The 19,710-nt window shown below is 63.8% G+C and carries 18 protein-coding genes; 9 read left to right on the forward strand and 9 right to left on the reverse strand.

The genetic code is table 11. The annotated features are described in order from the left end of the window. From FHR73_RS18810 to FHR73_RS18825, 4 genes are all read left to right on the forward strand, one after another. Entirely contained in the window at nucleotides 1-213 is a 213-nt protein-coding gene (locus FHR73_RS18810) for a hypothetical protein (RefSeq protein WP_183633276.1), read from the forward strand. Nucleotides 214-449: 236 nt separating this feature from the next. Then, the gene (locus FHR73_RS18815) at nucleotides 450-1,097 is read left to right on the forward strand and encodes a TIGR04211 family SH3 domain-containing protein (protein ID WP_183633277.1); all 648 of its coding nucleotides are present in this window, start codon (nucleotides 450-452) and stop codon (nucleotides 1,095-1,097) included. A 115-nt stretch (nucleotides 1,098-1,212) separates the two neighbouring features. Further along, complete coding sequence (locus FHR73_RS18820) at nucleotides 1,213-1,800, forward strand: NUDIX domain-containing protein (protein WP_183633279.1); 588 nt, start codon at nucleotides 1,213-1,215, stop codon at nucleotides 1,798-1,800. A 3-nt stretch (nucleotides 1,801-1,803) separates the two neighbouring features. After that, on the forward strand, nucleotides 1,804-2,676 hold the full coding sequence (locus FHR73_RS18825) for an oxygenase MpaB family protein (protein WP_183633281.1): 873 nt from the start codon (nucleotides 1,804-1,806) through the stop codon (nucleotides 2,674-2,676). A 261-nt stretch (nucleotides 2,677-2,937) separates the two neighbouring features. On the opposite strand, the gene dbpA is transcribed toward FHR73_RS18825, so the two are convergent. After that, complete coding sequence (gene dbpA, locus FHR73_RS18830; protein WP_183633283.1) at nucleotides 2,938-4,311, reverse strand: ATP-dependent RNA helicase DbpA; 1,374 nt, start codon at nucleotides 4,309-4,311, stop codon at nucleotides 2,938-2,940. Nucleotides 4,312-4,438: 127 nt separating this feature from the next. Between dbpA and FHR73_RS18835 the strand changes: the two genes are divergently transcribed. Further along, on the forward strand, nucleotides 4,439-5,071 hold the full coding sequence (locus tag FHR73_RS18835; RefSeq protein WP_027600998.1) for a glutathione S-transferase family protein: 633 nt from the start codon (nucleotides 4,439-4,441) through the stop codon (nucleotides 5,069-5,071). A gap of 7 nt (nucleotides 5,072-5,078) precedes the next feature. On the opposite strand, the gene FHR73_RS18840 is transcribed toward FHR73_RS18835, so the two are convergent. Beyond that, on the reverse strand, nucleotides 5,079-6,179 hold the full coding sequence (locus tag FHR73_RS18840; RefSeq protein ID WP_183633285.1) for a catalase family protein: 1,101 nt from the start codon (nucleotides 6,177-6,179) through the stop codon (nucleotides 5,079-5,081). 177 nt (nucleotides 6,180-6,356) lie between these two features. On the opposite strand from FHR73_RS18840, the gene FHR73_RS18845 reads away from it, so the two are divergent. Both FHR73_RS18845 and FHR73_RS18850 read left to right on the forward strand, forming a co-directional pair. After that, the gene (locus FHR73_RS18845) at nucleotides 6,357-6,500 is read left to right on the forward strand and encodes a hypothetical protein (RefSeq protein WP_007161029.1); all 144 of its coding nucleotides are present in this window, start codon (nucleotides 6,357-6,359) and stop codon (nucleotides 6,498-6,500) included. Between the two features lie 121 nt (nucleotides 6,501-6,621). Further along, entirely contained in the window at nucleotides 6,622-7,461 is an 840-nt protein-coding gene (locus FHR73_RS18850) for a DUF6502 family protein (protein ID WP_183633287.1), read from the forward strand. Here the strand turns inward: FHR73_RS18850 and FHR73_RS18855 are convergent. From FHR73_RS18855 to FHR73_RS18880, 6 genes are read right to left on the reverse strand one after another with little or no spacing between them, the layout of a single operon-like run. Continuing rightward, on the reverse strand, nucleotides 7,458-7,898 hold the full coding sequence (locus FHR73_RS18855; protein ID WP_183633289.1) for a type IV pilin protein: 441 nt from the start codon (nucleotides 7,896-7,898) through the stop codon (nucleotides 7,458-7,460). The genes FHR73_RS18850 and FHR73_RS18855 overlap by 4 nt on opposite strands. Nucleotides 7,899-7,918: 20 nt before the next feature. Continuing rightward, the gene (locus tag FHR73_RS18860) at nucleotides 7,919-12,307 is read right to left on the reverse strand and encodes a pilus assembly protein (RefSeq protein ID WP_183633291.1); all 4,389 of its coding nucleotides are present in this window, start codon (nucleotides 12,305-12,307) and stop codon (nucleotides 7,919-7,921) included. Between the two features lie 17 nt (nucleotides 12,308-12,324). Further along, nucleotides 12,325-12,948 (reverse strand): PilX N-terminal domain-containing pilus assembly protein, encoded by a 624-nt coding sequence (locus tag FHR73_RS18865; RefSeq protein WP_183633293.1) that lies wholly within the window; start codon nucleotides 12,946-12,948, stop codon nucleotides 12,325-12,327. Continuing rightward, nucleotides 12,945-13,856: a PilW family protein gene (locus FHR73_RS18870; protein ID WP_183633295.1), complete on the reverse strand. Its 912-nt coding sequence runs from the start codon at nucleotides 13,854-13,856 to the stop codon at nucleotides 12,945-12,947. The genes FHR73_RS18865 and FHR73_RS18870 overlap by 4 nt, the downstream gene beginning before the upstream one ends. Nucleotides 13,857-13,866: 10 nt before the next feature. Further along, a complete protein-coding gene (gene pilV, locus FHR73_RS18875; RefSeq protein WP_409258695.1) occupies nucleotides 13,867-14,472 on the reverse strand; it encodes a type IV pilus modification protein PilV in 606 nt (201 codons plus the stop codon). Continuing rightward, the gene (locus tag FHR73_RS18880) at nucleotides 14,391-14,915 is read right to left on the reverse strand and encodes a GspH/FimT family pseudopilin (protein WP_183633299.1); all 525 of its coding nucleotides are present in this window, start codon (nucleotides 14,913-14,915) and stop codon (nucleotides 14,391-14,393) included. Before FHR73_RS18880 ends, pilV begins: the two co-directional genes overlap by 82 nt. A 1,164-nt stretch (nucleotides 14,916-16,079) precedes the next feature. Here FHR73_RS18880 and FHR73_RS18885 point away from each other — a divergent pair. Beyond that, complete coding sequence (locus FHR73_RS18885) at nucleotides 16,080-16,763, forward strand: class I SAM-dependent methyltransferase (RefSeq protein WP_183633301.1); 684 nt, start codon at nucleotides 16,080-16,082, stop codon at nucleotides 16,761-16,763. A 35-nt stretch (nucleotides 16,764-16,798) separates the two neighbouring features. Here the strand turns inward: FHR73_RS18885 and FHR73_RS18890 are convergent, their stop codons facing one another. Continuing rightward, on the reverse strand, nucleotides 16,799-17,779 hold the full coding sequence (locus FHR73_RS18890; RefSeq protein ID WP_183633303.1) for a DUF6515 family protein: 981 nt from the start codon (nucleotides 17,777-17,779) through the stop codon (nucleotides 16,799-16,801). Nucleotides 17,780-18,072: 293 nt separating this feature from the next. Between FHR73_RS18890 and proP the strand changes: the two genes are divergently transcribed. Next, nucleotides 18,073-19,524 (forward strand): glycine betaine/L-proline transporter ProP, encoded by a 1,452-nt coding sequence (gene proP, locus FHR73_RS18895; RefSeq protein WP_183633305.1) that lies wholly within the window; start codon nucleotides 18,073-18,075, stop codon nucleotides 19,522-19,524. Nucleotides 19,525-19,710 lie beyond the last annotated feature (186 nt).

Raw genomic sequence — 19,710 nt, forward strand, 5'->3', positions numbered from 1 at the left:
ATGCCGCAGGAATTCCAAGACCTCTTCAACTTCATCGATCAGCTGCTCGCCTGGTCCGACTTCTATCTGAAGTCCGGCCTGTTGCTCTGCGGGGTGGGCATGGTGGCCGGCGCGATCGCCTGGAAACGCTGGTGGGGCAAGGCGCTAGCCTTCGGCTGCGCCGGTCTGGGCGCACTCGCGGCCCTGAGCCTGGATCTGCTGCACCGCCTCTGAAGCGCCGCCGGCAAGATCCTGAATGGCCTTGCAGCTTTCGCCTGCCACCGCATGGCGGCAAGATGACACTGGCCGTCGCTTTCCGCCGCCAAAGCTTGAACTGCTTCACCGTCTCGAACAGAGGGCGCTACGGGTTGGCGGATAGATCGCGGCAGCTTGTTAGGGTACTGCCCCACAATAATCCGGCTTGTTCACCACGGCCTTCATCTTTTCAGCTCATGCATAAAGACCCGATCATGCCCATGTCCCCATCTCGCCTGCTGTCCCGCCTACCGCATCTCGGCCTCTGCCTGGCCGCCTCTCTCGCTTCTCTGGCCGGCACCGCCGTGGCCCAGGAAAGCAATGCCCGCTGGGTCAGCGACAGCCTGACCACCTATGTCCGCAGTGGTCCCACCGATGGCTATCGCATCGTCGGCACCCTCAAGTCCGGGCAGAAGGTCGAGCTGATCAGCACCCAGGGCGACTACAGCCAGGTCCGCGGCGAAGGCGGCAGCACCGTCTGGATCCCCAATGCCGACCTGCAGGCCAAGCCCGGCCAGGCCGAGCGCATGCCACAGCTGGAACAGCAGGTGGCCGAGTTGAGCGGCCAGCTCAAGACCATCGACGACAGCTGGAAGAATCGCGTCCAGGGCATGCAGGAGACGCTGGATTCGCGCAAGAAGCAGATCGACGAACTGGAAAGCCGCCGCAAGGACCTCGACGCCCAGCTCACCCAGGCCCAGTCGGAACTGCGCAGCACCCAGGCCAAGCTCGGCAACGAGAACAAGCAGGCGCTGATGCAGTACATGGTCTACGGCGGCAGCATCGCCGGCGCCGGCCTGCTGGCCGGCCTGATCCTCCCGTCCATGACGCGGGGTCGCAAGAAGAACGACCGCTGGTTCTAGACGTCGGCGGTCTGCCGTCCTCACGACAGGGTGGAACCCGGGGTCGCGGAGCATGCCTTAGAAAGGCAGCGCTTCTGCTACCGTGGCCCGACGCCTCCTGTCCAGACGAGCCCCCATGCCTGACACCCCTCGCGTTCGCATCCAGCAGGTCGAGACCCTTTCCGCCGACTGGGGCCTGCTGAAGAAGACCACCTTCGACTACCTGCGCCGCGACGGCAGCTGGCAGCGCCAGACCCGCGAGACCTACGACCGCGGCAACGGCGCCACCATCCTGCTGTACGACCGCGAGCGACGCACCGTCCTGCTGATCCGCCAGTTCCGCCTGCCGACCCTGGGCAACGGCCTGGACGACGGCCTGCTGGTGGAGACCCCCGCCGGCCTGCTCGACGCGGCCGCTCCCGAAGCGCGCATCAAGGCCGAGGTCGAGGAAGAGACGGGCTACCGCCTGGACAACGTCCAGCACCTGTTCGACGCCTTCATGAGTCCCGGCTCGGTGACCGAGTTGCTGCACTTCTTCGCCGGTGAATACCGCGCCGACCAGCGCATCGCCGACGGCGGTGGACTGCACGAGGAAGGTGAGGACATCGAGCTGCTGGAACTGCCCTTCGACGAGGCCCTGGCCATGGCGCGCGACGGCCGGCTGCTGGATGGCAAGACCATCATGCTGCTGCAGTACGCAGCGCTCTACCTGCTACCGCGCTAGTCCATGGAGCGGATCCGCAACCGTATCGAGCAGCAGGTGATGAGCCTCACCGGGCTGGCCCTGGGCGAGGTCGACTACGAACAGCCGCCGGGCGACCCCGGGCTGTTCGGCCCTGGCAGCGTGCCCTGGCGGGTGCACAGCGACTTCACCTGCATGCTGATCGGCGGCATCGCCGCCCTGCTCATGCAGACCCTGCACCCGCTGGCCCTGGCCGGGGTCTGGGACCATTCGAAATTTCGCGAAGACATGCTCGGCCGCCTGCGCCGCACCGGCCAGTTCATCGCCGCCACCACCTTTGGCAGTCGCGGCGATGCCGAACGGCTGATCGCCCGGGTCAAGGCCATCCACCGGCATATCCAGGGCCAGGCCGCCGACGGCCGCCCCTACAGCGCCGAAGACCCGGCGCTGCTGACCTGGGTCCATGTGGCCGAGGTCAGTCACTTCCTGGCAGCCTATCTGCGCTATTTCGATCCCCGGCTGCCGGGTGCAGAACAGGATCGCTACTACGCCGAGATCGCCCTGGTCGCCGAACGCCTGGGCGCGACGGACGTGCCCCGTTCGCGGGCGGATATAGCCGCCTACTACCAGGCGATCCGTCCGCAGCTGGTTTGCGATGAGCGCAGCCGCGAGGTCTGCCGGGTGCTGCTGCAGGCGCCCGCGCCCAGCGCCCTGGCCAAGCCCTTCGGAGCCCTGATGATGCAGGCCGGCATCGACCTGCTGCCCGACTGGGCCAGCGCGGAGCTGGGTTTCCACCAGGGTCCGCTGCAACGGCAGCTGATTCGTTCCGGTATCGGTGCCACCGCCCCGGTGCTGCGCTGGGCGGTACGCAACGGCTCCTCGCATCGCGCCAGACGGCGGATGGGGGTCGAGACGTAGCCTACGCTTTATTGCGACCAGGCACCGTTGGGCTTCGCTGCGCTCAACCCAACCTACGCCCCAGGTCGAGACCGTAGGTTGGGTTGAGACGGCTCCACCGTCGAAGCCCAACAGCCTGAGGTACGCCCGATCATCGTTGGGATTCGCTGCCCTCAACCCAACCTACGCCCCAGGTCGAGCCGTAGGTTGGGTTGAGATGGCTCCACCGTCGAAGCCCAACGGCAGGAGTTCGACGTAGCGACAGAGGCTATCCGCCCCGCCCTACAGCATCCGCACCTTGATCGACCGCCCCTTGATCTTGCCCTCGCTCAGCCGCTGCAGCGCCTGGCGGGCGATGTCTCTTTCCACGGCGACGAAGGCCTGGTTGTCGAACAGGGTGATCTTGCCGATCTTGGCGCCGGGCAGGCCGGCGTCGCCGGTCAGGGCACCGAGGATGTCGCCGGGGCGCAGCTTGTCCTTCTTGCCGGCCGCCAGGGCCAGGGTGTGCATGGTCGGCACCAGCGGCTCCGGGGTGTCGCGCAGGGCGCCGAGGGGTTGCCAATCCAGCGGCGAACCCTGCTGCACCTCGATGGCCTGGGCACGACTGGCCTCGGCCGGCGCCACCAGCGACAGCGCCAGGCCCTGCTCTCCCGCGCGACCGCTGCGGCCGATGCGGTGCACGTGCACCGCCGGATCGCGGGACAGCTCCACGTTGATCACGGCTTCCAGGCCGGCGACGTCGATGCCGCGGGCCGCCACATCGGTGGCCACCAGCACGCAGAGACTGCGGTTGGCGAACATCGCCAGCACCTGGTCGCGCTCACGCTGCTCCAGATCGCCATGCAGGGCAGCCGCGGAGATGCGCTGGGCATGTAGCGCCTCGACCACCTCCTGGCACTGCTGGCGGGTCTGGCAGAAGGCCACGGCGCTGGCCGGACGATGGTGCCGGAGCAGGCGCACCACGGCGGCGAGGCGATCCTGGGCGGCGATCTCGTAGAAGCGCTGGCGGATCTGCGTTTCGCTGTGCTGGCTCTCGACGCTGATGCGCAGCGGCGCGCGCAGGTAGTCCTGGGCCATGCGCTCGATGCCTTCCGGATAGGTCGCCGAGAACAGCAGCGTCTGCCGCCGTGCCGGCGTCTGGCTGAGGATATCGGCGATGGCGTCAATGAAACCCATGTCGAGCATGCGATCGGCTTCGTCGAGCACCGCGACATTGAGCCCGTCCAGCACCAGGGTGCCCTTGCGCAGGTGCTCCTGCACCCGCCCCGGAGTGCCAACGATCACCTGGGCGCCATGCTCCAGGGAGGCGATCTGCGGCCCCAGCGGCATGCCGCCGCAGAGGGTCAGGATCTTCATGTTGGGCGTGGTGCGCGCCAGGCGACGCAGTTCGCGGGCCACCTGATCCGCCAGTTCGCGGGTCGGACAGAGGACCAGGGCCTGGCAGCCGAAATAGCGCGGATTAAGTCCCGTCAGCAAGCCGATGCCAAAGGCCGCCGTCTTGCCCGAACCGGTCTTGGCCTGGGCGATGAGGTCCTGGCCCTTGAGGATGATGGGCAGGCTGGCCGCCTGGATGGGCGTCATGCTCAGGTAGCCGAGCTCGGCCAGATTGGCCTGCATGGCCTCGGCCAGTGGCAGGGAAGCGAAGGATGAGGGCACGGGAGTCCTGTGAAACGGCTGGTAAAGGTTTACCAGTTTAGCAGAAGGGTACCCAGGCTCCTGTGAATGGACGCTGGATGAGGGGCTACCTATGCTAAGGGGTACGACAACTCAAGGAAGCTTCACCATGTTCGACCGGCCTGTGCTCTATACCCATCCCATGTCGCGCGGACGCATCGTGCGCTGGCTGCTGGAGGAGCTCGGACAACCTTACGAGGTGCAACGGGTCGACTACGGGCCGGCAATGAAATCCCCGGCCTATCGCGCCATCAATCCCATGGGCAAGGTGCCGGCGTTGCGCCATGGCGCCGCCGTGGTAACCGAGACCGCCGCCATCTGCGCCTATCTCGCCGACGCCTTTCCCGCCGCGGGGCTCGCGCCTCCGCTGAGCGATCCGGCGCGCGGTGCCTACTACCGCTGGCTGTTCTTTGCCGCCGGTCCGCTGGAGGCCGCCACCACCAACCAGGCCTTGGGCGTCGTCCTGCCCGAAGACCCGCAGAAACGCGGCGCGGTGGGCTATGGCAGCCTCGCCGAGGTGCTCGACACCCTCGACGCCGCCCTGGCCCCCGGTGAATACCTGGTGGACGACCGCTTCACCGCCGCCGACGTCTATGTCGGCGCCCATCTCGCCTGGGGCATGGCCTTCGGCACCATCGAGAAACGCCCGCACTTCGAGCGCTATGTCGCCGGGCTGGTGTCCCGCCCGGCCGCGGTACGCGCCCGCGAACTCGACGACGCCGAGCTCGCCACGCTCAACTAAGTCCGCGCTACAGCTCCACCGGTCCGCGTGGATGGTGCAACGGGCAGCCGTTACGCTCGCTGCGAAACTGCGACGACATCTCATAGGCCGGTTGCCGCGATCTCATGATGCCGCCCAGCGGGCGGTGCGCAGCCAGGCCATGCCAGGGACTGAACACCATGCCGTCGTCCACTTCGCGCGAGCGCGCCTCGTTCCAGGCCGGTTGCGGCTGGACCTCCAGGCGCGCCACGGTCACATAGGGACTGAGGTCTTCCGGCCACGCCACCGAGGCATCCTCGATGGGCGTCTGCTCGATATCGACGCCCAGCTGCACGCGGATCTCCCAGACGCCGCCGTGCCGGGCGAAATAGGCATTGACCGCCTCGCGCAGGCCGTCGGGCTTGCCATTGACCTCGACCGGCGCGTCGGTCAGGGCGGTCAGCTCGGGCGCCATCGGGACCACGCTGAGCTTGGCGAAATAGGGGCCGTAGAGAAAGGGCACCATGGTGTAGAAGGTTTCGCCGAGCGGATGGGTCTCCGGATGGCCCCCCAGACTCTTCAGCGTCGGACTCTCGCCGCCGAAGGCTTCCACCACCTTCTCGGTGCCGCGCAGCACCGCCGAGGCGACCTTCTTCAGGCCCTCGCCGCGGTCGGTGGTCTTGGCCAGCAGCCTGAGCGTCTTGAGAAAGGTCTTGGGATCCGGCGCGGTGAAGGCCGGGGCGTTCTGCATGACGAAATCCTGGGTCACCTGCCCTTCGCTGCCGGGCAGGCGCTCACCCGGCACGTCGATCAGCTTGAGCGCCAGACCCCGCGGGGTGGAGACGCTGTCGGCCAGGATGTCGCCCGGATTGGTCGAGAATCTGAGCACCGCGGCATAGCTGCCCGGCACGGCGAAGGCGCCCTGGGCATAGGCCGGCGGCAAGCCGTCCAGCACCCGCACCTGGCCGGTGAGCAGGCCGTGACTCTTGGCGTGCACGCTGCGGATGGCATGGCCGCCATTGGCGTAGGTGGTCTCGGTGATGTCTCTCATGGCCGCGACCATCTCGCGAATGGTTTCGGCTTCATCATCCGGCACCTGTTCGAAGGCGGGCTGGAATGGCAGCGGATGGACGGCGGTGGGCGTGGTCATCACGGAAATCCTCGGGCGCCGTCATTCGGATGAGACGGTCGATCGTTAGACCGCTATCGCGCTAACGACGTTCGAGCGCTGGCCGCCTGGCCGACACGAGGTCGCTGTCGACAGCCGCTCGGGAACGGCCCCGTCCAGAGGGGTTCGATATCTCCACACCCACCCCGGAGAGCCACCATGAGCGACGCCGACCAGAAGACCTACGACAACCCCAGCAACACCCCGCCGCCCGAAGAACTGCCCTATGCGGACATGGAGCCCGAGGAGTTTCCGGACGATCCGGACGTGGCCGGCGCGACCGAATCAGGCACCCCCGGCTAGCCAGCGTGCTGACCCGCGGACGACAGCCTGAGCGGCGTCCGCGACACTTTGTGACCGGCCGGTTTGACTGGGGCCCGAGGCCCCGCGAAGATGGGCGGGCGTATGCCGCGTCGAGTCCCCCATGCTTTCCACCAAGGTACCCCTGCTTCTGCGCAGCCTGATCGGTCGGCTGGTGCGTATCGCCATCGCCTCCGGCGTGACCTACCAGACCTTCGATCGCCTGCTGCGCCAGACCTACTTCGAGGTCGCCCAGGATTTCGAACCGCTGCGCGACAAGCCCAATTCCGACAGTCGCATCTCGGTCCTGACCGGCCTGCCGCGCCGCGAGGTCCGCGCCCTGCGCGAGGCCAGCCCGGAACGCACACCCTGCACGCCCAGCCTGGAATGGCAGGTCCTCAGCGCCTGGACCTCACGCCTGGATCTGCTCGATGCCGAGGGCAACCTGCGCCCCCTCCCCCGCACCCAGCGGCGCGGCGGCGAACAGAGTTTCGATGCCCTGGTCGCCAGCGTCGGCAGCGACGTCCGCGCCCGCACCGTGCTGGATGAATGGCTGCGCAAGGGGTACGCCCGCCTCGACGAGGAAGACCGGGTGGTGCTCACCCCCCGCTCGCTGCTGCGCGGCACCGAGAGCCAGGAAGGCGCAGGGCGGCTGCTGGCCCATTTCACCGGCGACCTGCTGGCCGGCTTCGAGCGCCTCTACCTGCAGGACCGCGCCGCGCCGGACTTCACCTTTCACGTGGTCTACGGCCACAACCTGACCGAGGATTCCACGCTCACCCTCTATCGCACCGCCTACGACGAATCCATGCACCTGCTCAACCGCCTCAACCGCCTGGTGGTCGAACACGAAGCCCGCGACGCCGGCAAGGCCGACGCCACCCAGCGGGTGACCTTGGGCTTCGGCGGCTCTCGCGTGGAACAGGACCGGGATGCGGGCCTGGTGCAGGGACGAGAGGATTAGCGCCAGCAGTTGGTAACGGTCGCAGCGTCCTTGTCTGCCGTCGTGCCAGCCGCACCACGCAGACCGGTGGAATCCAGCGTCAACGTCTTGCAGGAATCCTTGATCTGCGCATTCTGCGGCGCCACGCTCAGGTTGTAGGTGGTATCGGTTGGCGTTCCAAGACTCAAGGCGTAGTACTTGTTGGACGAGTCCAGGGTTTTGGCGTCAGCATTGCTAGTAAGGCCTAAACCCTTGAGTGTAGCTGTCTTGTAAGTACTGTTCTGAGCGTAATAACGCTCCATCCGAGCCGCTGCCTCGCTGAGCAGCGCCATGCCCTCCGAACGATGACTGCGCAGGATGTAGCTCTGGTAGCTCGGATAGGCGATGGCGGCCAGGATGCCAACGATGGCAACAGTGATCATCAGCTCGATCAGGGTAAAGCCCCGGGTACTGGTCATGCTGAGTTTGTCTCCCGAACTCATTGAGGTTGCGGTATTACCCGCCAGGTTTGCCGGCCCGATGCCTGAGGACCCTTATTGATGGTGGTCAAGTTGGCGTCCGTACTGCCCAACTGGCTACCCGAGAGCGTAGTTCCTCCTGCAGGCATGTCGAATCCAGAGATCACCGTGTCATTCGAACTGTCCGCAGCGTTGACCACGCCATCGCCATTGAGGTCGAACACATTGAATGTCGTGCGCCCTCCCGAACTTGGATCCACCGCATAGGTCCAGCCCGAGATCCCTGCGGCACAGACTTCACTATTGGGTGTGATAGTGCTGAAAAATAGCGCCTGACCGCTGGCTGTCATGGGATCAACCATACGCTCGCCGAGCTGGACGCCACTGTAGGCGAGGTCGAGATACCAGCCACTTGCTGCGGACCAGTCCACGCTGTTGTTGCTGAGCACCCGCACGGCCTTGCTGCCAAGGGCGGTCTCCTGGGAAAAGTTCTGGCGTTGCAGAGAGGCGCGATTAAGCGTCGGGGTAGTGGTCGCGGCATTAGGGGTAGAGACCGTGGCCACACTCTTGTCCCAGATGCCATAGATACTTTGCAGGTCGGAAGACGACTTGTCTTCCAAGGAAAAATAGCTGCCGGTGCCGAACATCACCACAAACCCTTGGCCGGATGGGTGACGAACCAGCGACGGCGGCGCCGTAATGGGTTGGACGGTACCGTTCTTGTCACGGCTTCTTGCCTGGTAGAGCGGACTACCACCAAAGGAAACCTTGAAGTCCGAGGCGCGTGCCGAACTCGTGAGGTTACCGCCGGCGATCAGATCGAACCGCCATAGATTGCCCTGCAGGTCGCCACCGTAGACATAGTCGGCGATACCGTCAGAGTTGACGTCCAGAGACTTCAGGTTGAATAAACCGTTGCTCTTGCTGTCGGCTTCGACAACCAACGGGAAATTACTGCCGATGGCAGAGCCGTCCGCCACGTTCAATGCATAAAGTGCAGCCTTGCGGCCGTTACCATCATAGCCATTGCCAAACAGCACTGCCCACTGCCCAGAGTGCAATCGAACCACCAGTGGAGTACCGAAACTATTGCCTAGCATGGGGTCGCTACGCGAGTTCGCTACCCCCTGCGCGCTACCGCTGGCAGGGTTGGTGCGGATGTCCGCCCCGGTGAATTCCCATAACAACCTGGGCGATGTCGGATCGGTAATATCCAGCGCGAAGACCTCTTTACCGCCTCCTCGCAAAGTGCCGATGAGAACCTTGCGCCATTGTTGTCCGAAGTAGACATCGGCAATGACGGGCGAGCCGTCCACATAGTAGGTATGGAGCGAAGCAGAGGCATCGTTATAGGAAGAACGGGCCAACTGATACAGGTTGGGAATCACCGCCGTAGGCATAAAGGCGAAGGCCTCTTTACCCGTATTGGCATTGAAGCCATGCAACATGCCGTCATTGGCGCCGACGTACACCATGGGCGCAACACGCGCCTGGTTAGCCTTGAAGGTTGCATAGTCACCCGTGGCGCCTTCCAACGCATTGGCGGCACTGGTCAGATACTGAGCGCCACTGGCCACTGCAGGTGTGGAATTGACAATGTCGCCTAACAAGGACGAACGCTTGCGGTAGAGGGAGGACTCCTTGGACGCATCGCCCTTGAGGAAATCGACCTTATCGGCATCCAGATTGTTTTGCAGGGGCTTGCCGTCGTAGGTGCGATCCGCAAGGTTCTTGTAGGTGAACGAGCGTAACCCCGTTCCGGTACCGGGAACCGCAGGAATCAGAATAGTGCGGTCGGTCCAGGCGGGCATCACTGTACTGGCCTTCCAGGCCGTAGTGGTCGTCTTGTTCGTAGCGCCCGCGGTGGTGCCGATAGCCACTGTCGTCTTGGTCAGCTCGCCGCTCCAGTACGTCACGTTTAGACCCGTGGCATAGGTGTCATAGTTAGTCGTCGTACCACTGCTGGTGCTTAGGGAGGGCAACACCGCCGGCGCTGCCACGGAATTATTGTTCTGCAAAATCTGACTCAACGCAGCGCGCAACTGGCTTTTCAGTCTTGCGGCATTGGTGACTAGAAAATAGTTATCCGGATCACCAACGATCCCCGTCGTATCGCGTCCGGCGATGCCATATTTAGCGGCGAACCACAGCGGACTGTTGAGCGTGGTAGCCGCCGTACTGCCCGGCGTGAACAGCTGGGTACTGGCCGCTGGGTTCCCGTTGATCCAAGGCAGTTGGGCACAGGAAGCAGCCATGCTCGCCTCGGAGCTGTAGTTGCAGTAACCGGCATCCTGACCTGGCGGTACGTTGAGGAAATACTTGAGACTCGCATTCTTGTCCTGGGTGACCAGATAGGCTCCGTCACGATTGGTCCCGGAAATCACGTAACCCAGGTTCTGATTACTGCCGGTGGACTGGGCCGTAGGGGTCACCACCACCTTTAGCTGACCGCTGGCTACGCTGATGTCGTACTTGACGATGACGTCACTATCGAAATCGTTGCCCTGTTCATCGGCCTCGTAGTTGACGCGAAAGACTGCGCCTGTGCTGCTGTAGGCTTCGACGTACAGATCGACGATGGCGTCCGTGGGCTGGTAGTTACCCCTGCTTCGATTGGTGCCGACACCGTTGATGGTCTTGGCGAAGGGCACCAGGGAAACGGTTTTGCCGCCGACGTTGAATTCGAACTTCGGCAGGGAGGATGCCAGGGCGACAACGTAGGTGTTGGTTTTCTGATCGCCCGAGACGCTGTTCAAATCGGTGTTCGCGCCATAGCGGGCCACAGAGGCCGAATAGTAGCTGCCTTGCTTGGTGGGCTCCTCAGGTGCCAAGCCGCGGATGTTGGCGAGAGTCGTGACCGCCTTGGCGGTAGGCGCATAATCCTCGTTGGTGCCTACCGCACCAATGTAACGCTGACCGGCCACCGAGGGCTCCAGGGCACTGATGGCCCTGGCTTGGGCACTGACATCGAGACCGCTGAGATCGCCGCTGAAAGACGCAAAGGCACTGCCGGGCAACTGATCCGAGTCGTAGGAGACGTTGACGTTGCTCATCACCAGCATGTTGGGCTTGGCGCACCAGTGGGCATTGGCTGCGCTGTTGCTGGCATAGGGGTTGTCCCACGTCGGCTGTGGAAGCCCCACGTTGGCGTCTTCATTCTGCCCGGTGTCGCTGTTGTTTCCGGTAAAAGCGGCGGTCGCCGCAGCCTTGCCGGCGAAATAACGCAACGTTTCGTACATCATCTCGGCGATGGGGTTACCCCAGTCGGGATAATAGCCTTCCGGCATGATGCCAGTCCGGTAACTGCCACGCCGATAGGCACTGCCATTGCCGCCGTTGTTGTAGTCGCGGATGCGCAACGCATCCAGGGCTCTGACGATAGTGGCATTGGCGCTGAAGACCCCGGTATTGGCGTTCACTTCAGTGCTGAACCTGGATACGACCTTGCGCAGCACGCCACCGGACATGTTCTTGTTGTAGCTGCCCGTCAGCAAGCCGAAAAGCATGGCGTCGTCGGCACCGAAGTCGTGCAGCAATCCGACCGGTTTGTACTGCCCGTTTGGATAGGCCTGGCAGTCGTTGTCGTGATAGTCACCCGTGCAGACCGCTACCTGTACGGTGTAGTTGGTACGAGTACCCCTACCGTAGGTGTTGTTGTTGAGCACCGGAGATTCCGAAGACGCCCAATCCCAGACCCTTGTGGTGGTATCCGCGGTTTTGACCACGGACAACAACGGCGGCAGGTTACTGCAGGAACTCAAGACACTGCAGTTGGTGCCGGCAGTCATGGTCACGTTGCCGAAGAACAATCGGATGCCGTTGGCAGGCGCACTCAGGGGCGTGAAATTGGCAATGTCGTAGCCATCGACGGCGACGCTGGTGTACTCCTTGGCCCAGGAGTGGCCATCCTGCGGGATGTAGGCCCGCCGCAGGACGGTCTGGGAAGTGTCATCGAGCTGTCGATAGCCGCCATAGAGCACCTTGCGCAGGGCATCGATGCGACTGGTGGTGACGTAGTTGAGCCAGTTGCCGGACCAGCTCCCAGAACAGGTGGCATAGGTCCCGGCGCTATTGCTGGCGGCCTTCCCGATGGGGGTGAACTTGTCGCCGTTGCCGCTGCCGCCGGAATGGCTGTAGCACAGGGCCGAGTCGAAGAGACCGTAGTAGGCAATGGTCGGCTTGAACTTCAGATCCAGTACGCCATCGCCGTCGATATCGCTGGCATCGTTGTAAGCTTCGAAAAACAGCGAATGATCCTTGCCCAATACCAGCATCGCCAAGGGCGGCTCCGCCTGGCTTACGAACAGAGGCGACTGGCTGGGAAAGGTCGTGGTGGCTTGGGCCAAGCTGGAGAAAACCAGGGCTGCCAGCAGCGCTATCCAACCGTGACGACCGGTTTGAACGTTCATCGACGCGTCCTCGCGCATTAGAAGCTCTTGGCCATGACTGAGCGGTAGGTGATCCGCTGGCCGACTTGATCGCTCGCACAGCCGGCACCCGCACAGCTGTCCACCTCGTAGTAGCGCGTGCCACATCCGGTCAGGGCGCAATTGTTTTCGCTACCAGTATCCAGAGGTCCGAGATCGACCACGTACCAGCGGGCATTGGGCGTTTCCGCCGTGGTACCTGAGTTCAGGATGCTGTAGCCGTCGAGGGTTGCGCTCGGGTCGCCGTTACGGAACAGCGGCGTCATGTACCCCAGAGGTACGCTGAGCTTGCCGATCGTCTCGCTACCCAGGGCAGCACCTCCGGCGTTCAGGTAGGCGTTGTTGCGCAGCTGATAGGGAATGCAGAAGGTCAAGGTACAGGTGCTTGCCAGGTCGGGCGCGGCAACGGCTCTGCCGATCACGCCCTCGCCGGCCCTGAGTGCGGTCTCGGCGGCGCTCTGCAGATTGTGCTGCTGCTTGATATTGCCCATGACCCGTGACTCCAGGGTGACGCCCCGCAGGCTGGTCAGGGCCAGAATCGTCAACAGCAGGAGCAGCACCAACGCGATCAGCAACGACGCGCCACGCTGTCGTCTTCCCGAGTGGCATCGAGAAAAGGTCATGGCATCAGGTTCCTCAGGGTAATGGTGTCCTGGGCGATCTGGTACAGATAGGCGCTGCCGGTAAAGGTCGTGGAATAGGTCTGGTTCCACTGGCTCAGGACGAGCGGTGTATCGCTGGTATCGCGTAATCCACGGGCCACTGACTGCAAGAGAGCCGAATAGCGCACAGCTCGGATCAGGGCGGCCGAACTGGTAGCGGGCGTGAGGGTAAAGGAGGAGACGCTCTTGTCGGTACCGACGCCATAGTCGAAGCGCAGATCGCGAATACCGCTGATGAGCTGAGCGGTGCCGGTATCACCCTTGATCCGAGTACAGGCGCCATTGCCGCAGGCCAGCAGATTACTCGCACACACCAAGGCGCCTGGACGTTCGTTAGCCGCCCCAGTGGTGAAGTTGAGATCGGTCGCCAGGGAAAAGCGCTCGACGATCACCGCGTTCTGAGCGGTATTGGAGTACTCGTAGGGGGCATCGGCGTTGTTGGCCAAGGTGCTCGACTGGGCACTCAGCACCTGACCACGGCAGTCGATTTCCCGGGCGTCGCGCGCCTGGTAACGGATACAGATACTGGTCGCATCGCCAGTCACCGAGGCACCCGCCGCGAACTTGCAATCCAGGGCGTTGCCGGTATTCGAGCTTCCGCTGTCGGCCGGAAAATCCTGGGTGACCGCGATATCCGGCCGCCGTCGATAGCCCGCCTTGGCCAGCTCCTGACTCAGCAGCGCCAACGCGAAGCGGCCATTCTCCTGATTGACCTCCTGGCTCTGCTGGAACAGGTAGGTTCTCTTGTTGTTGATGTAGAGCTGGGTGATTCCCAGGATCAGAAAGCTGCTGATGGCCAGGGCAACCATCAGCTCGACGATGGACAGTCCCCGTTGCCGGGCCGATGCGTTCACGAAGCGGTTGAGCATTGAACGGGCCTCAGAGTCGGGTTCGCAAACGGTAGGTACAGATGGAGCTGGTACCGTTGCCAGTCGGAGTACCACCGTCCAGGCAGCTGTCGACCGGCGCGACCCAGGCCACCTGGATCTCGAGGTAGTCGCCTCCCTTACAGGACGCCGCCGCCCCCGCAGGACCTGGGGTCGCGTTCTGACAGACATAGAAGGAACTGCTCAGCAGGTCCGCCGCACCGGGCAGGAGCGAACTGGCCTGGGCTGCCCAGCAGGCGAGCTGATCATCCGCAGCGGCTGGGGTCGGACGACAGCTTGCCGGTGCACTCGCGAAATCATCGTCAGGCGCCTTGAGGTAGCTGTCGACTGCCGTCGGGTTGGCGCGGACGAGCTCCAGAAGGTCATTGGTCAGCATCATGGCAGCGTTGCGCTGGACGGAGTCTTGAGTGAAAGGCACCGCCTTGCTCTGCAAGGCGGCAATGCCAAGCAGACCCACACAGATCAGCACGACGCTGACCAACACCTCAATCATGCTGAAGCCTGACTGCAGCCTCCTCACGTGCACTCCCCAGTCGGGGGCCGGTCGGTGGATGGCTGGGTGATCCGTCCGGTCACGCTGACACCCACGAAACGGCACTGCCCTGCCTGATCGACTGGGCAAAGGGTGAAACACTGATTGATTGTGGCACCGGTAGTACCGGTCGCGCTGAAACTCGCCTGAACGGCACCCGAGCTCACCGTTATACCACTCTGCAAACCGCCGGCGTCGATACGCCTGAGTACCTGCCCTGCCGCAGTGATGTTGAAGCCGGCATTCCAGGTGTTCGCACTATCAGCCGTCAACGTTACCGTCACCCCCCGGGTAATGGCTTCGCTACGCGCATACTGCAATACCGTCACCAACTCATCGGCAGCGGCCTGGACCTTGTTGGAGCGGATCAGACCGGCAAAACTGGGCGCGGCGATGGCCAAGAAGATGCCCAGCAAGGCGACAACTACCAACATCTCGATCAGGGTAAAACCCTGGACGGGACGTAATGACCTATTTTTCATGACGGGGTATCCAAGCGAAAAGCGCAAGCCGGGAATCTCCTTCCGCGGCGAGACAGCACTCAGTCGTCATCCTTGAGCATTCAGACAAAAAGCGAATCGATCCGGCGTCATAAGCCTAGACGTGCTCCACTGATACCTGTGTCTACCATGCTGAATCCATGGACACCGCAAGTCAGCAGACGCGGGATAGTCGGCCCCGAAACCATGATGGCCGGCATAGCTGTCCTGGCTTGTATCAGACCCAACAACCAGACCGAGCAGACCCGTGATGGGTAGCGAAGGCAGCATCCATTGGCGAAGCGATCCGAGCTCCAAGAGCTACTCACTGGCTCTGGCCGTGGAGCAATTTTCTCTCCAGCCGCGGGTACAGCGTTCCGGAGTGGCACCGTACAGCAGCAACTTCATCCTTAGCTATAAAGCAAAAGTGAAGCCCTCAGCCTTCTGCACGCCAGCTCGGCCTTATGGGTAACGGAATGGTAGGAATGCTGCACCCAGGCGAGCTGAAAATCAGCAACGGCTGGATATTCGGCCATCCTGGCGGGATGACTGGACAGGACCGGGACAGGCGAAACGGAAGGCTGCGGCGTGGTGCATTGCCTTGCAGAATGCAAATAAAGCCAGCTATCAATGCGCCAGCTAAGCATTAAAACCTATTCCAAAAGCCCTGATGGCCAAGGTCTATCGGCCAGCGCCCAGTAAAGCTAAGACGCTTTCGCGGAAGCAAGCGTGGGGCTGCTGACCATGGCATCTCTCTTTAGCCCCCTCAACTGGCTCCCGACTCTCTCTGCGCTCTGCCTCCGCTTTCCTGGCCAGAAGACTGCAGAGCAGCGTGCCCCCGCCTATCCACCTCATTAATTGAACGAACAAATAATTAAACAATATTTAAATTGAAAGAACGAACAATCAAAAACAATTAGAACTACCAACTTCTCATCCAGGCGAGATAACACCAGACATAACTAGCCAAACACTGTGCGATTGTTCTAAAACAGTAACGATCCTATCTGGAGCAGCCGTTACGCCTGGCTTGCAGACCCTGGACGCCAAGACGAAAGAGCCACTTTCGATCCGCACGACGACATAGCGAAGCGCCTGTATCCACCAACAGATCGCACTTATCACTATTGGACGCCTGGCCGAATTCGCTTCGTAACGCCTCTGCTTTCATCTACCGACAATGACAAGGCCGCTATGCACGACTCGAAGAAAATCGATTATTCGCTGAATACCGCCGACAGCGCCGCTCCGCACTCCGCGCTGGACAATGCCGCCATCATTTCCGCCTACCGGCGCTGGGCCAATGTCTATGATCGGGTGTTCGGCGGCGTTTCCGCGCCGGGCCGCAAGCGTGCGGTGGCGGCGGTCAACGCCCTGGCGGGGACCCGGGTGCTGGAAGTGGGCGTCGGGACGGGGCTGGCCCTGCCTCACTACGGCGCCGACAAGCGCGTCACCGGGATCGATCTTTCGCCCGACATGCTGGCCAAGGCCCGGGAGCGGGTCATTCGCGACGACATCACCACGGTGGACGCCCTGCTCGAGGCCAATGCCGAGGAAACCGGCCTGCCCACCGGCTCCTTCGATATCGCCGTGGCCATGTTCGTGGCCTCGGTGGTGCCCAATCCGCGCAAGCTGATGCAGGAGATGCGCCGGGTGGTGAAGCCGGGGGGTCACCTCTTGCTGGTCAATCACTTCCAGGCCGAGAGCGGCCTGCGGCTGCTGGCGGAAAAGGCCCTGGCACCGGCCTCGCGCAAGCTCGGCTGGCACCCGGACTTCGCCATGGGCTCCATCCTCTCCCGCGAAGACCTGCGCCGCGCCAGTCGCCGCAGCGTACCGCCCTTCGGGCTGTTCACCCTGGTGCAGCTGACCAACGACTGATGGCTACTCCACGCGACAGCTACTCCACCCGATAGCTACTCCACGCGATAGCCACGCCCCGCCAGGCAGGCCGCCAGCGCCTGGCGGAAACGCTGGGTGAGGTAGGGATCGCCGACCGCACCGGGTCGCTCGGGATCGAAGCCCGACTCTCCGGCGGCGTAGCGCCGGCAGTCGTAGCGATCCGTGGCGTAGCGCTGCGGCGACTGCCCCTGCAAGGGATAGGCGGTGACGTCATAGGCGTCGTAGTCCGTTCCCCTAGGCGCTGCCGTGGTGGTCGGCACGGCCGCCACGCTGGGATCGGCGACGGTGACGAAGCCGCCGCCCGGATCGGTGCGGTAGTAGCTGCCCGCGGCGAAGTAATAGGTGGTGCCGCCCATCCACAGGGTCTCGGCGAAGGCCGGCAGGACGCTGACCCGCACCCCGGTCGGCGGCAGGGTCACCACATAGCGCGGCCCCTGGGGTCGATACCAGTAGCCGTCGGCATAGTAATACTGGCTGTCCCGGTACCAGATGCGGGTGAAGCCGGCCGGCACGCCCGGCACCTCGAACCCCGGTCGCCACTGGGGATTGGCGCCCCAACCCGGACGCGGCCCGGCCCATTGGGGATCGCGCTCCGGACGCGGGGGCGGAGGCGGCGGGTAGTTCCGCCCCGGTTGATCGGGCGCCGGCAGCATATAGCCGGGGCGCGGCACGGGAACGGGGCGATCCTGCCAGGCCGGCTGATAGCCCGGCCGCGGCGGCGGGGGGTCGTTGCGCTCCCAGCGCTCCAGCGCCGGACCATTGCCGCGCCCAGGACCGTCGCCACGCCCGGGCGGGCCACCATTCCAGTCACCCTGGCCACCGCCCTGCCAGCGCCCGGCGTTGCCGGCGGGTGCGATCGGCGGCGGCTGGGCCCCGGGTGGCGGGGTCACGTAGCCGCCGCCGAGGCGATAGTTGTTGTCGGCCCAGGCGGGCGCGGCGCTCCACAGGGAAACGCCGGAAAGGACAAGCGCGAACAGCACGGCAGGCGATTTCATCGCACGGCTCCACGAGGGCATGGCCCAGAGTACCCCAAGGCTTGGACCCTGCCCCAGCCTGGCCGTTAGCCGCGCGCCCATCCGCGCTCGAACGGCCGCCACAGACTGCCGAGGGCGAGCGGGGAAACCCGGGGGCCGCAAGGGCGGAGCGGACGCCCGGGTCTTGAATCCCCCAGGGCCGTGCAGGCATTCCCGGGACCATCCCTGGAGGCGGCAGGGAAGTTTCTGCCCGTCTGTCATCGCACTTCTAGCGGTGCGCTCGGGTCTATGGCCCCACGCAAGGAGGAAAACACATGTCGAAACACCATCATCACGTTGGCTGGTTCAAGCGCCGCCATGAGGTAAAACCGGACGACCTCACCATCGTCGACAATTCCCTGGTCAAGCGCGCCGTCGGCGCCGCCGCCCTCGGCAACGCCATGGAATGGTTCGACTTCGGCGTCTATGGCTACCTGGCCGTGACCCTGGGCAAGGTCTTCTTTCCCGACGGCGACGCCGCCGCCCAGCTGATCGCCACCTTCGCCACCTTTACCGTGGCCTTCCTGGTCCGCCCCATCGGCGGCATGGTCTTTGGTCCTTTGGGCGACAAGTACGGTCGCCAGAAGGTGCTGGCCCTGACCATGATCATGATGGCCCTGGGCACCTTCAGCATCGGCCTGATCCCCAGCTACCAGAGCATTGGCATCTGGGCACCCGCCCTGCTGTTGCTGGCGCGCGTGGTGCAGGGCTTCTCCACCGGTGGCGAATACGGGGGCGCGGCGACCTTCATCGCCGAATACGCCACCGACAAGACCCGCGGACGCATGGGCAGTTGGCTGGAATTCGGCACCCTGGCCGGCTATATCGCCGGCGCGGGAACGGTCACGGCGCTCACTGCGGCCCTGACCCAGGAACAGCTGCTCGACTGGGGTTGGCGCGTACCCTTCTTCATCGCCGGTCCGCTCGGCCTGCTCGGGCTCTATATGCGCCTCAAGCTGGAAGAAACTCCGGCATTCAAGGCCCATACCGAAGCCAACGAAGGCAAGGCCGCGGACGGTCCGGCGCACAGCCTGCGCGAGCTGTTCACCCTGCATCGCGTCGCCCTGCTCAAGTGCATCGGCCTAGTGCTGGTGTTCAACGTCACCGACTACATGCTGCTGACCTACATGCCCAGCTACCTGGCCGTGACCATGGGCTACGCCGAGACCAAGGGCCTGCTGCTGATCCTCATCGTCATGGTGGTGATGATGCCGCTCAACATCCTGGGTGGCTTCTTCAGTGACCGCCTGGGCCGCAAGCCGATGATCATCGGCGCCTGCCTGGCGATCCTGGTGCTGGCGATTCCCTGCCTCAAGCTGATCGGCAGCGGCCACGACTGGCTGATCTTCCTTGGCCTGATGCTGCTGGGCATGGCCCTGGCCTGCTTTACCAGCACCATGCCGTCCACCCTGCCGGCGCTGTTCTATACCCCGATCCGCTACAGCGCCCTGTCCATCGCCTTCAACATCTCGGTGTCGCTGTTCGGGGGCACCACCCCGCTGGTCACCGCCTGGCTGGTGGAAAAGACCGGCGACCCCCTGGTGCCGGCCTACTACATGATGGCCGCTGCGGTGATCGGCATCCTGACCATGCTCACCGTGCGCGAAACCGCCGGCCAACCCCTGCGCGGCTCGCCGCCCTCGGTGGCCAGTGAGGAGGAGGCCCGGGAATTCCTCGCCAGCGACGCGCCCCTGACCGTGGACAAGCAACCGCCCGGACAGGCCTGAGGCTCACGAGATGATCGCAGCCATGGCGGGTCGCCGTGGGTTGGGTTGAGCGTAGCGAAGCCCAACAGGTCTTGCCGCGGAGCGCCGACAATGTTGGGCTTCGACGATAAAGCCGTCTCAGCCCAACCTACGGTCTATTGCGGCCATGGCTGCGATAAGACAGTCGCTCCTACGAAGCATATCGAA

The organism is Pseudomonas sp. AS2.8 (assembly GCF_014190935.1).
In the GTDB taxonomy this organism is placed as follows: domain Bacteria; phylum Pseudomonadota; class Gammaproteobacteria; order Pseudomonadales; family Pseudomonadaceae; genus Chryseomonas.

Bases quoted from the DNA above. Each gene is read 5' to 3' on its own strand.
- FHR73_RS18810 (WP_183633276.1), top strand. From the start codon at position 1: ATGCCGCAGGAATTCCAAGACCTCTTCAACTTCATCGATCAGCTGCTC.
- FHR73_RS18815 (WP_183633277.1), top strand. From the start codon at position 450: ATGCCCATGTCCCCATCTCGCCTGCTGTCCCGCCTACCGCATCTCGGC.
- FHR73_RS18820 (WP_183633279.1), top strand. From the start codon at position 1,213: ATGCCTGACACCCCTCGCGTTCGCATCCAGCAGGTCGAGACCCTTTCC.
- FHR73_RS18825 (WP_183633281.1), top strand. From the start codon at position 1,804: ATGGAGCGGATCCGCAACCGTATCGAGCAGCAGGTGATGAGCCTCACC.
- FHR73_RS18835 (WP_027600998.1), top strand. From the start codon at position 4,439: ATGTTCGACCGGCCTGTGCTCTATACCCATCCCATGTCGCGCGGACGC.
- FHR73_RS18840 (WP_183633285.1), bottom strand. From the start codon at position 6,179: ATGACCACGCCCACCGCCGTCCATCCGCTGCCATTCCAGCCCGCCTTC.
- FHR73_RS18845 (WP_007161029.1), top strand. From the start codon at position 6,357: ATGAGCGACGCCGACCAGAAGACCTACGACAACCCCAGCAACACCCCG.
- FHR73_RS18850 (WP_183633287.1), top strand. From the start codon at position 6,622: ATGCTTTCCACCAAGGTACCCCTGCTTCTGCGCAGCCTGATCGGTCGG.
- FHR73_RS18855 (WP_183633289.1), bottom strand. From the start codon at position 7,898: ATGACCAGTACCCGGGGCTTTACCCTGATCGAGCTGATGATCACTGTT.
- FHR73_RS18860 (WP_183633291.1), bottom strand. From the start codon at position 12,307: ATGAACGTTCAAACCGGTCGTCACGGTTGGATAGCGCTGCTGGCAGCC.
- FHR73_RS18865 (WP_183633293.1), bottom strand. From the start codon at position 12,948: ATGACCTTTTCTCGATGCCACTCGGGAAGACGACAGCGTGGCGCGTCG.
- FHR73_RS18870 (WP_183633295.1), bottom strand. From the start codon at position 13,856: ATGCTCAACCGCTTCGTGAACGCATCGGCCCGGCAACGGGGACTGTCC.
- FHR73_RS18885 (WP_183633301.1), top strand. From the start codon at position 16,080: ATGCACGACTCGAAGAAAATCGATTATTCGCTGAATACCGCCGACAGC.
- FHR73_RS18890 (WP_183633303.1), bottom strand. From the start codon at position 17,779: ATGAAATCGCCTGCCGTGCTGTTCGCGCTTGTCCTTTCCGGCGTTTCC.
- proP (WP_183633305.1), top strand. From the start codon at position 18,073: ATGTCGAAACACCATCATCACGTTGGCTGGTTCAAGCGCCGCCATGAG.